General features: G+C 69.1%; 12 protein-coding genes and 1 pseudogene. 5 read left to right on the forward strand and 8 right to left on the reverse strand.

Annotated elements, in window-relative coordinates:
• Nucleotides 1–501 precede the first annotated feature (501 nt).
• The gene (locus ACZ4N5_RS35580) at nucleotides 502–813 is read right to left on the reverse strand and encodes a WhiB family transcriptional regulator (RefSeq protein ID WP_355843212.1); all 312 of its coding nucleotides are present in this window, start codon (nucleotides 811–813) and stop codon (nucleotides 502–504) included.
• A gap of 255 nt (nucleotides 814–1,068) precedes the next feature.
• Here ACZ4N5_RS35580 and ACZ4N5_RS35585 point away from each other — a divergent pair, with 255 nt between their 5' ends.
• The gene (locus ACZ4N5_RS35585) at nucleotides 1,069–1,413 is read left to right on the forward strand and encodes a nuclear transport factor 2 family protein (protein WP_467761165.1); all 345 of its coding nucleotides are present in this window, start codon (nucleotides 1,069–1,071) and stop codon (nucleotides 1,411–1,413) included.
• Between the two features lie 34 nt (nucleotides 1,414–1,447).
• Here ACZ4N5_RS35585 and ACZ4N5_RS35590 read toward each other — a convergent pair.
• Nucleotides 1,448–2,178 (reverse strand): annotated as a pseudogene (locus ACZ4N5_RS35590) (LysR family substrate-binding domain-containing protein); the annotation flags it as partial.
• A gap of 1,005 nt (nucleotides 2,179–3,183) precedes the next feature.
• Entirely contained in the window at nucleotides 3,184–3,696 is a 513-nt protein-coding gene (gene msrA / locus ACZ4N5_RS35595) for a peptide-methionine (S)-S-oxide reductase MsrA (RefSeq protein WP_351864515.1), read from the reverse strand.
• A gap of 318 nt (nucleotides 3,697–4,014) precedes the next feature.
• On the opposite strand from msrA, the gene ACZ4N5_RS35600 reads away from it, so the two are divergent.
• Both ACZ4N5_RS35600 and ACZ4N5_RS35605 read left to right on the forward strand, forming a co-directional pair.
• On the forward strand, nucleotides 4,015–4,983 hold the full coding sequence (locus ACZ4N5_RS35600) for an MHYT domain-containing protein (RefSeq protein ID WP_467761166.1): 969 nt from the start codon (nucleotides 4,015–4,017) through the stop codon (nucleotides 4,981–4,983).
• A gap of 201 nt (nucleotides 4,984–5,184) precedes the next feature.
• Nucleotides 5,185–6,000: an alpha/beta fold hydrolase gene (locus ACZ4N5_RS35605; RefSeq protein WP_467761167.1), complete on the forward strand. Its 816-nt coding sequence runs from the start codon at nucleotides 5,185–5,187 to the stop codon at nucleotides 5,998–6,000.
• A gap of 432 nt (nucleotides 6,001–6,432) precedes the next feature.
• On the opposite strand, the gene ACZ4N5_RS35610 is transcribed toward ACZ4N5_RS35605, so the two are convergent.
• Nucleotides 6,433–7,050, reverse strand: a complete 618-nt coding sequence (locus ACZ4N5_RS35610) for an ATP-binding protein (protein WP_467761168.1) — start codon at nucleotides 7,048–7,050, stop codon at nucleotides 6,433–6,435.
• A gap of 242 nt (nucleotides 7,051–7,292) precedes the next feature.
• Between ACZ4N5_RS35610 and ACZ4N5_RS35615 the strand changes: the two genes are divergently transcribed.
• Nucleotides 7,293–7,889: a TetR/AcrR family transcriptional regulator gene (locus tag ACZ4N5_RS35615; protein ID WP_467761169.1), complete on the forward strand. Its 597-nt coding sequence runs from the start codon at nucleotides 7,293–7,295 to the stop codon at nucleotides 7,887–7,889.
• A 131-nt stretch (nucleotides 7,890–8,020) separates the two neighbouring features.
• Nucleotides 8,021–8,371, forward strand: coding sequence for a hypothetical protein (locus ACZ4N5_RS35620; RefSeq protein WP_467761170.1), 351 nt, complete (start codon nucleotides 8,021–8,023; stop codon nucleotides 8,369–8,371).
• A 374-nt stretch (nucleotides 8,372–8,745) separates the two neighbouring features.
• On the opposite strand, the gene ACZ4N5_RS35625 is transcribed toward ACZ4N5_RS35620, so the two are convergent.
• The 4 genes from ACZ4N5_RS35625 to ACZ4N5_RS35640 all read right to left on the reverse strand — a co-directional run bounded on the left by ACZ4N5_RS35625 (nucleotide 8,746) and on the right by ACZ4N5_RS35640 (nucleotide 12,803).
• Nucleotides 8,746–9,303, reverse strand: coding sequence for an NAD(P)H-dependent oxidoreductase (locus tag ACZ4N5_RS35625; RefSeq protein WP_467761171.1), 558 nt, complete (start codon nucleotides 9,301–9,303; stop codon nucleotides 8,746–8,748).
• A 172-nt stretch (nucleotides 9,304–9,475) separates the two neighbouring features.
• Nucleotides 9,476–11,059, reverse strand: a complete 1,584-nt coding sequence (locus tag ACZ4N5_RS35630; protein WP_467761172.1) for an RICIN domain-containing protein — start codon at nucleotides 11,057–11,059, stop codon at nucleotides 9,476–9,478.
• A gap of 497 nt (nucleotides 11,060–11,556) precedes the next feature.
• Entirely contained in the window at nucleotides 11,557–12,228 is a 672-nt protein-coding gene (locus ACZ4N5_RS35635; RefSeq protein ID WP_467761173.1) for a peptidoglycan-binding protein, read from the reverse strand.
• A 47-nt stretch (nucleotides 12,229–12,275) separates the two neighbouring features.
• Complete coding sequence (locus tag ACZ4N5_RS35640; RefSeq protein WP_467761256.1) at nucleotides 12,276–12,803, reverse strand: hypothetical protein; 528 nt, start codon at nucleotides 12,801–12,803, stop codon at nucleotides 12,276–12,278.
• Nucleotides 12,804–12,847 lie beyond the last annotated feature (44 nt).

Raw genomic sequence — 12,847 nt, forward strand, 5'->3', positions numbered from 1 at the left:
GCTGCAGACACTCCTCGCCCTCTGGACCGGCGCCTGCCCCACCTGCCACCGCGACATACCAACATCCATATCAACCTGACCAGGCACTACTAGGTTGCCGCTATGGCCAACGACATCGTGTTACGCCCGGACCCGCCTGTGCCCAGAACCTGGACGTGATGTGGCTCGTCAGCGAACACCTCGCGGTCGGCACGCCATCCCATCCCTTCCGCGCGACGCCAACGGGCGTATGGCGCAGGTGGTGCGGTCACCAGCCAGCACTCTCAGCAACCAGCATCCCAGCGGCCCGAAACCCTGCGCCGTATCGTCGCGCTGGACGCGGCGCACGCCGACCGGGATCCAAGAGAGCCTCGGCGAAGCCGGCAGGTACAACCAACCTCCGAGCCGTGGAGCATTCGCGGACGGCCCACTCGCAACAGGACAATTGCAGCGCGCTGAGCTGGAAGAACACGGCGAGCCAAAAGGCCCTCCGGAGCCTCGTGCGCGCGGAGGTGCGGGACGTCAGCTCGCCCTGTGCGCGACAGCCGTGGCGTCGTGGGTGCGTTCGTGCTCCACACGGGCCGTCTCCAGGAGGTGCAGCCAGGAGGTGACCGTCGGACGCCGGCGCAGCAGGGCCCGGCGCTCGCGCTCGGTCATACCTCCCCATACGCCGTGCTCGATGCGGTGGTCCAGCGCATAGGCGAGGCACTCGGTGAGTACGGGGCAGCCGATGCACAGTATTTTGGCCCGGTTCTGCGCGGCGCCCTCGACGAACAGGTCGTCAGGATCGGCCGTGCGGCACAATCCTCGGTCGCTCCAGTCGGTGCTCGTCATCTCGTGATGCCGTCCTCTCCCCTGGCCCCCGCCTGCGAGTTACCCACCTGCCCTGGGCAACAGGCATATGACACTACGCCTTTCGAGGACCGTCACTCTATCTGCCGTACGGACCACACCTTCGAGTGAGCGCCGCTTGCCTCCCGCGCTCAGCAGCGCTATGGAGGTGCCTCAACGGTTTACGGTCCGGTTCAGGACCTCCGGAGAGCGATGCAGTTGTCCTTTCACCCTTCCTTGCGCAGGAAAGCAGGAGCCATGTCCCGGAACAAGCAGACCGTCGAGACCTATCTGGACGGTTTCCGCAAGAACGATCACGCACAGATCCTGAGTTGCCTGACCGATGACATCCAGTGGACAGTCTTCGGCGGCTTCCATCTGACCGGAAAGGAGGCGTACGACGCCGCCATCGAAGGCCCCGGTTTCGTCCCGCCTCCCCAGCTGGAGGTCGTGCGCATGGTCGAGGAGGACGACGTGGTCATGGCCGAGCTCACCGGAACGGTGATGCGTGACACAGGAGAGGTGATGCGCATGTCGATGGCCGAGGTGTTCCGCATGCGCGACGGGAAGATCTGCGTGAAGTCGGCGGCGGCGGCCTGCTGAGCCTCGGTGTCGGTGCGCGTGTCTCCGCCTCCGCTCAGGTTGCGGCCCGGTCCGCGAGCACCGTTTCATGGAACGCGGCCACGACGGGCCGCAGATCAACCCGGTGCCAGGCGTCCCACAGCTGAACGGACCCTTCGTACCAGGGCAGTTCGCGTACCGCGACCCCTTCGGAAGTGCCGCGCAGCATGCTCTTCTGGATGAGCGCGAGACCCAGACCGGACGCGACCAGACCCAGCGCGGTGAGGGGGTCGGCCGCGTCGAGACGGATGTCCGGCGTGAAGCCGGAGGCGACACAGGACGCGACGAACGTGTCACGCCACACCGGATCCTGGGCGTCGCCCACCGCGATCCACGGCTGCCCGTCAAGTGCCTCGGGCGTCAACTCCTCCGTCAGGGCGAGGGGATGCTTTTTCGGGCAACGCGAGCAGCAACGGGTCCCGCAGCAACGCCGCTGCGTTCAGGTCCGCGTCGTCCTCGGGCGGCGGCGTGCGCACCAACGCGATGTCCAGGCTGCGCAGGCGCAGGCCCTCGAACTGCTCGGCCGACTCCTGGTCGTACGGCGCCACGTGGATTTCCTGGGCGCTGATCACGCAGGGTGCGCAGGGCCGAGGGCAGGACACCCGTACGCATGGCATCGGCCACGTATCCGACGCACAGGCCGCCTTCCTCCCCGCGGCCGAGCCGTCGCCCGAGGTTCTCCAGCCGGTCGGCATGGCGCAGCAGGGCCTGCGCCTCGGTCAGGAACACCCGGCCGTCGGAAATCAGCCCCAGATCCGGACAGCGCCTACGTGGCTCCGTCCGCCCGCCGTTTCGGCGCCGGAGTCAGCCAGCGCGCAGTGTCGCCGCCGCCTTGTAGGTGCGCAGTACCGGTGCCGTCTCGATCCGCGTGACGGCGTCCTAGGCCACCGGGCGCGTCAGATAGTGGTGCAGGGCCCCCGCGTCACGGCACAGCACGTGGGCGACGAGGTTCGTCGGGCGGTCGTCGCCGCGACCACCGCGAGGTCGTCGCGGCGCGCCGGCGCTGTCGCCACCGTGTCCAGGTGTGCTGGGGCGACCTGCATATCCACAGCAGCGCGGACACCGTCACGCCCAGCAGCCGGCAACTCGGCGGCACACTCGGTGTCGCGGTCATCGGGCGGCATCCATCCGGGGGCGGCCGACGACGCGCGCGGCGCGGCCCAGCACGCGTTGGGGGCCGGGGGCCACGGCAGTGGTCCTGGCCGCGACGGCGGTGGCGGCCATGGTCATGAATGACCGCACGCCCTGCCGTCCGCCGACGGCCAACTGCCGCCGCCCCACCGCCGACCCGCGAACGGCGTGGGCAGCCGCGAACAGTCAAGGACGGCCGGGCCGCCACCGCTGCGTGGGAACGCCCCGGCCGACATCAGCGACGCACGAACGAAGAACCCGCAACCACGGCCGACACAGGCACAAGACACCCACCCACGGTCGGCGCAACCGCGAAGCACCGCCCACACCGGCACGGGCGCACGGCACCACGCGCACCCGACACGGACGGAAAACACCTGCCTCACCCGGCACGGGCGCACGGCACCTACGAAGCGGACTCGAAACACCTGCCGGAACCCGGCACGGGCTCATGACACCCGCCCCGTAACCGGCACAGACGTGAGGGCGAGGAACCCGCCCATACCCGGCACGGGAGCCGGGCGCCCGTACCCGGCACGGGCTCATGGCGTCCGCCCGCAACCGGCGCGGGCGCGACGCCATGGCTCGCAACCGGGGCGGGCACGGGGCGTCAGGGCCGGCTCAGGATTCCGCGCGCCTCGGCAGCCGCCAGTTCGGACGTACGAAGTGGCAGGTGTAGCCGTCGGGGTAGCGCTGGAGGTAGTCCTGGTGTTCCGGCTCCGCCTCCCAGAACGGACCGGCCGGCGCCACCTCGGTCACGACCTTCCCCGGCCACAGCCCGGAGGCGTCGACATCCGCGATGGTCTCCTCGGCGACACGCTTCTGCTCGTCGTCGACGTAGAAGATGGCGGACCGGTAGCTGAGACCGATGTCGTTGCCCTGCCGGTTCTTCGTCGACGGGTCATGGATCTGGAAGAAGTACTCCAGGATCGTCCGGTAGTCGGTCTTCGTGGGATCGAACGTGATCTCGATCGCCTCGGCATGCGTGCCATGGTTGCGATACGTCGCGTTGGCCACGTCGCCACCGCTGTATCCCACCCGCGTGTCCAGCACGCCCGGGAACGTCCTGATCAGATCCTGCACGCCCCAGAAGCAGCCGCCCGCCAGCAGCGCCTTCTCCTCGTTCCGGCTCATCGCACGCACCCTTCTTCCTCGTCTTCGTCGGACTCGCACAGGCGCCACCGCGCGAGCTCCCGGCGGTCCGTCTCCCCCGCCGTCACAGCAACGTGGCACCGAACTGCACAAGGCCGGAAGGACCGCTCTAAATTCCCGGTCCGGCCCCTGGGACGTGAAAGAGCTCGAACCCCGTCACGACCGGCCGGGACGGACGCCCGCACGGCACCGATAACAATCCTGCAAGATTCAATCAACAACGCCTTGAGAATTTGCTATCGCTACCAGGAAAAGGGCTCAATGTCCCTGCTATGTCAGCAGAAAAGCGTTAGGGAGCGGATGAACGGCACGATCGACGGCTTCAGCTACGGGCTGGTCACACCGGTGGCCGCCTACGTCATGGCCTGTGTGGGCTCGGCGTTGGGGCTGCGCTGTGTGGTGCGGACGGTGCACCACGAGCCCGGCTGGAGGCTGGGTTGGCTCGCACTGGGAGCCAGCGCTCTCGGCTGTGGCATCTGGACGATGCACTTCATCGCCATGACCGGCTTTTCCGTGGCGGAGACGCCCGTAACCTACGACGTCCCGTTGACCGTGCTCAGTCTGGTCGTGGCGATCGTGGTGGTCTCCGCGGGCGTGTTCATCGTCGGGCATCGCGGCGCCACGCGAACCGCCCTCACCGTGGGCGGGAGCATCACCGGCCTCGGCGTCGCGACGATGCACTACCTCGGCATGTTTGCGATGCAGCTCAACGGAGACCTCCGCTACAACGCGTTCACCGTGACCCTGTCCGTGGTCATCGCCCTCGTCGCGGCGACCGCCGCGCTGTGGGCCGCCGTCTCCGTGCAGGGCTTCCTCCGCACCCTCGGCGCCAGCCTTGTCATGGGCCTGGCTGTCACCGGCATGCACTACACGGGCATGGCCGCCGTAAGCGTCCATCTCCACAACGGTATGCAAGAGGCCGTCGGCGGCCAGGAAGGCACCTCGCTCCTGCTGCCGATGCTCCTGGGCCCGATCATCTTCCTCATCCTCGCCGCGGCCATCGTCATGTTCGACCCGGTCCTGATCCTCGGAGCCGGCGAGTGGAACAAGTCGTCCGAGGGACGCTCCAAAGTAGTGGCGCGGGGACCCCGGATTCCGGTGCAGGTGTCCGGCATCGAGGACTCTCCGGCGCCGACGGCACCCGGTGGCCGGCAGGCCGACGGCTGGTCGTCGTCATCAACCCAGTGGCCCGCCGACGATGGGCGGGCCACCCAGTACAGCGACGCGGGAGCCGGTGACTCCTACGGAGCCCGGTACGAGGCGGAGTAGTCCCGTCCCTTCCCAGTCGATGGCCCGGCCGGCGCGTTCAACCTCGCGCTCCCGCCGGGCCATCGCCGCATCTGACGGACGGTTTCGGCAGGGCACCCGGCCGAGCGTGACGGGTAACGGGGCAGCCGCACCCGATCCCCGCACCGGCGGTCGTGACGCACTCCGGCCCCTCGGGATGATCTTGAGGCTAGGGTGCCCGGTATGACTTCCACGGCCTTGCGCGGTACGACGCTCCACTACGACGACACCGGCCCCTCGGACGGCCTCCCGGTCCTGCTGATCCACGGACATCCCTTCAACCGGACCCTGTGGGCCCCGCAGGCCGAAGCGCTCGCCGCGGCCGGACACCGTGCCATCACCCCGGACCTGCGCGGCTACGGCGACAGCGGAGTGGAAGCCGGCACCGTGTATCTCGCCGACTTCGCCGACGACCTCGTCGCGCTCCTGGATCACCTGGGCATCGAGCAGGCAGTGGTGGGCGGCGTCTCGATGGGCGGGCAGATCGCGATGGAACTACAGCGCGGCCACGCCAGGCGTGTACGCGCCCTCGTCCTGTCGGACACCTCCGCTCCGGCCGAGACGGACGAGGGCAAGGCCTTCCGCAACCGGCTCGCCGACCGTCTCCTGACGGAGGGGATGGACGGTTACGCGGACGAGGTCATCGGCAAGATGCTCGCCGCCTACAACGTGACCGCGATGCCGGACGTCGCCGAGCACGTCCTGAGCATGATGCGCGCCACTGATCCCCGCGGTGCCGCGGCAGCCCTGCGCGGCCGGGCCGAACGTCCCGACTATCGGGACACCCTCGCCGCCGTGCGGTCCCCCGTGCTGATCGTCGTCGGCACCGACGACGTGTACACGCCGGTCGCCGACGCCGAGGCCATCCATGAGCTCGTCCCGCACGCGGTCCTGAGCGTCATCGACGGCGCCGGCCACCTCCCCGGTGCCGAACAACCGGGGCGGTTCAACGCCGCGCTGCTGGACTTCCTCGCCACCCGCGTGGCCACCCTTACCTGAGCATTCGACCCGCTAGTCGCCGGGTACGCCGGAGCGGGGCCGCCGAAGTGGTCGTCGACTTCGGTTTCCCTTGGTGTCGTACGGGGATACTCCTCGTCGTGACGTCAACGACAGAGCGTCCTAGATGGTGGTTCGCGCTGCGCGGCGGGGCCTTCTTCCTCCTGGGCGGCGGCCTCGGCTTCGTTGCGTACGCATGGGTCCGCGACGGCTCGCTCGAGGGCGCGCCCTGGGGCGGGCTGCTGCTCGGGACGGCCGTGGCGGCGACTCTCGGCGCCTTGCTTCCGCGGCGGGGGGAACGTCGGCGTTAGGCGGTCGCTGCCCGCCACCCCATCGACGGGGCTGGAGCGGTCACAGCAGGAGAGGCACGGCGGGAGGTCGGGAGCGGGGCCGGTCGCGGCGGTTCGATTCCCGCCGGTGAGGGCCCAGCAGGGATTACGACGGGGTCTCTGTCGGCATCTCGAACCACATGGTCTTGCCGGTGGGTGTACACGTGCTGCCCCAGCTCTCGGCGAGCAGCTCGAGCAGTTCGGTACCGCGTCCGCCTTCCGCGTCGGCGTCGGCCTCGCGACGTACGGGGCGGGCCGGTTCCGTGTCCTCGACCTCGCACAGCAAGCGGTCGCCGCGCACGCACAAGTTGAGCCGCAGCGGGCCGCGCGTGTGACGCAGGGCGTTGGTGACCAGTTCGCTGACCAGGAGCTCGGCGGTCTCGGCCAGGTCTTCCAGGCTCCACTCGTCCAGCTGTGCCGTCACCAGGTGGCGGGCCCGGCGGGCCGAGGTCAGCTCCCGTGACAAGGGCCAGGAGGCGTCCCAGGGGGTGACTCGGGCGCGGGGCGCGTCGAACGGCCGAATGGGTTCGAGCGCGCGCGACCAGAGAGCCCGGTTCCGGGCGAGCCACGAGGTGGGTGCTGCCGGTGCGGATCCGTCCTTCTCCTGCTTCTCCTGATCGCGTTTCGCGGCCTCTTTGCGCCCTGATCCCTCAGGGCGACGGTAGAGCCGGGCGAAACGCCCCCGACGAGATATCGCCGGGAAGTCGATGGCCCCCGGGGCCATGAGAATCAGTCCCTTCTGCACTGCTGGCGACCAGACTGCCGGAGCGGAGCGGACCCGTCGACGACCGGTCCGGGCATGCGCCAGGTCACGCGTTCACGTAACGCCCGTCACGATAACAAATATACATGTAGCACTCGCTACGGTAAGAATTCTTTCCAAGAGTACCTATCCGGGCATATGGGATGTGTTCGGTGTCACGTCACCACACGGTAGCCACACCACAGCCCCTGTGGGGAGCCCCCATGCCACGGCCGCCCGACCAGGCCAAGCGACGCGATCTGATCAACCGGGTCCGCGCGTACTTGATTCGCAACGGCCTCGCCGACCTGTCCCTGCGCCCTCTCGCCCGAGCGCTGGGGACCAGCGACCGCATGCTCCTGTACTACTTCGGGACCAAGGACGACATGGTCGCCGAGGCGCTCGCCCTCGACGAGAGGCGACCGCTCCTGCGGGCCCGGAGCATGCTCGATCCCGCGGCCTCCCCGCGGGATCCTGCGGGAGTCCGCCGTTTCATGGAGGAGACCTGGCAGCAGTTCCGCGCACCCGACCTGCGGCCCGCGCTCCCCCTCTACCTCGAGATCATGACCGCCAGCCTCATTCACTCCGACCGGTACGGGCCCGTGATGCACGACGTACTGACCGAGTGGACCGGCCTGCTCACCTCCGCCTTCCGCGGCCTCGGCCTGACCGAGGTCCGAGCCCGAACGGAGGCCACCCTCCTGGTCGACGCGACCTTCGGCCTGCTCGTCGCTTCCTTGGCCGAAGGCGCCCCGGACCGGACCGACGCGGCCTTCCGCGCTCTCCTCGACCGCCTCGAACCCGGCTGGCACGTCAGCTGAGGCGTGTCCGGACCCGAGGCATTTCCGGACCCGGGGCGTGTCCGGACCCGGGGCGTGTCCGGACCCGGGGCGTGTCCGGACCCGGGGCGTGTCCGGAAAGAACGTGACCAGCGAATGTCCCCTTCCAGAAGGTGATCCGCCACGATGTCGCCGCCCGGGACTGGCCCGCCCTGCGGGCCGTGCTCGGAAGGATCGGCGCGGCCGAGCAGGCGGTACACGGCACTACCGCTGTCCGGCCACTCCCTAATGGCGCACTCGCGGCCGCCGCCGGTATCTACGCGCACCACAGTCGCGCCCGCCTCCCACGGGCCCGCGCGACGCTCTCCCGGATCGGCCTGGACGCCCTGCAGCTTCTCGGCGAGCCTTTCGCCCGGCACGAGCTGCACAAGGGGACCTGGAAGGACGCCGAACGCGGCGTCCGTGGAGACGACTTGCTCTCCTGCGTCGCACGGCTGTTCGCCCCCCCGCACCCGCGCCGATGACGCGCACCGACATCCTCGCAGCCCTTCCCGCCGCAGCCCAGCAGCCGCACCGCGGCCAGATGGACGGACTGGACCGCCTCCTCCACCGTTTCCCCGCCTTCCACCAGCCCGCCCCCCCGGGGCGAGGTCGCAGCCGCCGGTCGCGGCGACTGCGGGGTTCGCGCCCGCCTCGGTCAGACCGTGGACGTGGTGGGTCAGCGCGAGAGAGGCGAAGGCGGAGACGCCGGGATTGCTGAGATCACTTGATGATCAAAGCAACGGGAACTCCAAGAAAGGCGCGGCGTGGGCGGCGCGGCACGGCCGCGGGCAGAGCGGGGCGGGGCGGCGGGCCGGTGCCGTGCTCCCGCCGCCCCAGGGGACGGCGTGATGCGGTGTCAGACCTGGGCGGGGATGACGGCCGTGCTGAACAGTTCGCGATAGTTCTTGGCGTGCAGGGCGAGGTCCTCGTCTGAGATGCCGAACATCACACCGTGGACCTTGAAGGCGCCACGGAAGTCGACCTGACAGATCTCCAGGCTGCGGTGCATCGGTATCAGCAGCTCGTCCACGGTGGAGTTGTTGAAGCCCTCGCGGGTGTAGGACTCGGTGGTGTTGCCCACGGTCACGGTCAGCAGGACTTGCTTGCCGCGCATCTCCGACGGCGAGCCGTCGAAGGTGAAGGCGAAGCCCATGCTCAAAACGCTGTCCATCCAGAGCTTCAGCAGCGGGGTCATCGAGTACCACTGGAACGGGAACTGCAGCACGATCCTGTCGTGCTCCCGGATGAGCTGCTGCTCGCGCGCGGCATCGACACGGAAGTCGGAGTAGGTCCCGTACAGGTCGTGGACGGTGACATGGTCGAGGTCCTCGACTGCCTCGACCAGAGCGGCGTTGGCCCGCGACGCGGTCATGTTCGGGTGGGCGAGGACGATCAGGGTGCGAGGTGAGCTCACGGCGTGTTCTCCGGTGGGGTGGGACGCTTCTTCGGGGTGAAGTTGTCTGTGACTCAGTTAGCAAACCGAGCGGTTCGGTATTCATAATGGCGAACGTCGGCAGGCCATTCCCCTCGCCCGGTATGGCGTGCGTCACGGCGGGTGGGAGCGGTGACCGTCTCACGTGTGCCGATCAGGGGGACGCGTGGCGCGCCGACGGCGAGTCGGTCAGCCAGCGCTGGCCGACGGAGCCGTCGCGGACCTCGACGACGATATCGGCGCCCGGGTCGGGCATGGTGGAGGTGAGGGCGAGCTGTTCCTGCCAACGGGGGAACAACTCGCCCCGCACGGTGAGGTCGTAGCGAACGTCGTTGCCCCTCCTTGTCTGCTGGTCCGCGCAGGTGCCGAGGACGACTACGCCGGCGTCCGCATGCGAGTTCAGGCACAGACCGGGGTCAACTCCGCTGCGCAGCAATCCGTCGGCCTCGTACGACCATTCCTGCTTGAGCGACGAGGAACAGGTCATGAGCTGGGCGGCCGCCCCTACCTTCGGCTCGCCCCGGACGTCCAGGCACAGGCCGGCGGCGGCGTTGCGCAGCCGCGTCCGCTGTGGCCCGGTGGCGCCGACCGGAGGGGTCTGCGAGCCGGCGCTGGGTGACATGCCCTGGGCGGCGCTCGCGGTGGTCGAGGCGACCGGGTCGGCCCCGCCGCCGCGCTCGAAGCTGCTCGACAGCACGGTCGCGAGGACCACGGCCGAGGCGATGCCGACGCCGGCGAGCAGCACGCGGGAGTCACCCGCTCCCCTCGGCCCCGGAAGGGCGGGCGCGGAGATCCTGGTCCACCGCCGCATCCCGCCCTTGATGCCCGCGTCGCCGCGGCGTCCCCCGCGCCGGTGTCCGGCACTGCGCCGGGCGGAACCGCACGTGCGCGCCCCTTGGGCTGCCCGGCCCGGGCGCGAGTCGAGGTAGCGGCGGGCGCCCCAGCCGAGCACTGTCTCTGCGAGCAGCGCCCCCAACCCGCCCCCAAAATGGCTCAGTTGTTCGGCGGCGTAACCACAGAATGCACACTTCGCAATATGTTGCCGAACGTCCGGCAACAGTGCACCGCCACGTCGAATCGGAACGTCGAGGAGGCGGTTGTAGAAGCGGCATTCCTTCGTCGGCGCGAGTTCGCGATGGCCCCTAACACAGCCCTCGCGGAATTGTTCACGCATGCGATCGAGAGCGACCGACGCGGAGCGGACGTCCATCCCGAGCAAGCCGGCCGCAACGGTAAGGGGCTCGGCCTCGACCTCAGCGTGCCACAGCAGGCACTGGGCAGGTCCGGGAAGTGATTCGAATGACCGCTCTGCGAGCCGGCGATTTTCTGGGGTCGGCGAGTGAGTCGCCCGCATCCCGCGCGCGCCGGCGGGTTTCCGAAGCTCCGACAGGGTGTCTGATAATCGCTCCTCCCTGGACCAGTCGCGTATGGTGTCGCGCACGGTCACGAGCAGTCTTGGGCGCAGGGGGATCCCCGGATCGCCCAGCGTCAAACGGTCGAAGACCTGGTGGAACGCGGCCGCGGTGACCATCGCAGCGACGGCCCCGGTGCTGGTGAGACAGATGGCCGCGTAGTCGTGCACGGGCTGCCAGTGGCGCGTTGTCAACAGCGCGACGGAATGGGCGACCTTACTGTCCGGGCCGTTTCTAAGGCGCTCGCTGAGCGACTCGTCGGATTCTTCGGGAACCCCGCTGGACGACGGTGGGTAAGGAGGCCGAGGGGGGTGGGCGGTGGACACGGAATGGATTCCTTTGGTGCGTACCTATTGGCACCGGTGCGGGGAGTGTGAATTCACCCGTCGGCGAATCGGGCCCTGTGGGGCAACGGGTCAAGGAAAGACCGGGCCGTTACCCCCTGCATGGACGGCTCGCCTTTGCACAAGCCAGTGAGAACCAACAAGGTACTTGAGCAACATATGCGTCACCGAGTTCACCGACGGGACAATCACGGTGCGGATCAGCAACTGGCCCTCGGAGGCGCGGTGTTTGAAGGCGGTGTAAGTACGCTGGCCCACGGGTCGCCTCGAGGCCGTGACAGCGACGAAGCCGTCCTGAGCCCCGCCCACGGGTGATCCGCTCCCCTCAGAGGGGGACATGGCACGAGGCCCGTCGCGGCGTGGGGTCGGTCGCGGGGCGCCGCCCGCCGAATGGTTCGGCGGGCGGCGCAGCCACGGCCGCGAGTCGTCCGGGTAGGGGGCCCGAATATGGACGAGGCCGTAGCCGCTCGGAGAAGGGATCAGGCGTTGCGGCAGGTCCAGGGCTGCCAGCCGCGGGCCTGGTAGAGACGGTAGGCGGCGGCGATGTTCTGCGGGGCGTCCAGGGCACGCGCCGTGGTGCCGAGGTAAGGCTCCAGCGTCCCGCCGTTGTTGAACTGGAACACGCCGAAGTCGCGCGATCCGTTGTTGTTGCGGCCGACGGCTATCTCGTTGAGGCCGGACTCGCAGCGGGCGACGCGGATCGCCTTGGCTTCCAGGTTGTCGGGAAACGTCTGGCGGATCATCGTCTCGATCTGGGCGGCGGACCGGGTGTTCAGGTTCACCGATCCCGGATTGCTGAGACGGCTTTGGGTGGCCGGGCCCACGACGCCGTCCACAGCCAGGTCGGCACGGCCCTGAAACGCCTCGGCGGCGTTGCGGGTGGCCGGTCCGAAGGAGCCGTCCACCGTGAGGTGGGCACCGAGCTGGTCGAGTCTGGTCTGCAGCGCGGACACGCACGACCCGCTCGCGCCCTGGCTGAGTGTGGTCGAGCACAACGCCGACGACGTCGCGGAGGCCTGCGCCGCGGGCAGCGCCGCGACGCCCGCCGCGGCCAGCAGGCAGACGGCGGTCGTACTCATGGCCGCACGGCGCATGGTCGTGCGGGAACGGGTGGCCACGCGGTGGCCAAAAGTACTGCGGTTGTCGAACATGCGGGAATTCCTTGGTCGTTGGGGTGGGAGGTTACGAGCGCGGGCGTTCAGCAGCCGCAGGTGTAGAAGAGGACGTCCCAGTGGGTGCTCTCGCGGGCGTAGATGTTTCCGGAGCCGGCCCGGTACTGCGGGGCGCCGTCACCCGCCCGCCTGCCGATATAGGTGAAGGTGCCGGTGATGTAGTTGCTCAGGCAGGTGTTCGGGTTGAAGTCGAGCTTGTAGCCGTTCCAGTGGCTGTACGTGCCAGAGGCGTGCCCGGTCTCCGTGCCTCCGGTGATGTTGAGCGCACAGCGGCTGGCGTTCTTCAGCGTGATGGCACCCTGCACCGTGGCGAGGTTGATCTGCTCGAAGGACGTGCAGTGGGCGTTGTTGCGGTTGGTGCAGTTGCCGCTGGACGACCAGGTGATTCCCGCGCCCCGGAGACGGTTCGCGGCGTCCGCCTGTCCGAGCTTGGTCACGGCGGTCGGGGAGGCGGAGGTCGTCGGCGCGTCGGGTGCGGCCCAGGCAGAGCCGCCGGTGGCCGCGAGTGCGGTCGCGAGCGCCGTGCTGCCTAGGGCGGCGCCCAGCTTGGTCATCGTGTTCAAGTGCTTCTTCTCCTCGGCTGGTTGATGATGAGTCG

The organism is Streptomyces sp. NPDC026500 (genome assembly GCF_055567635.1).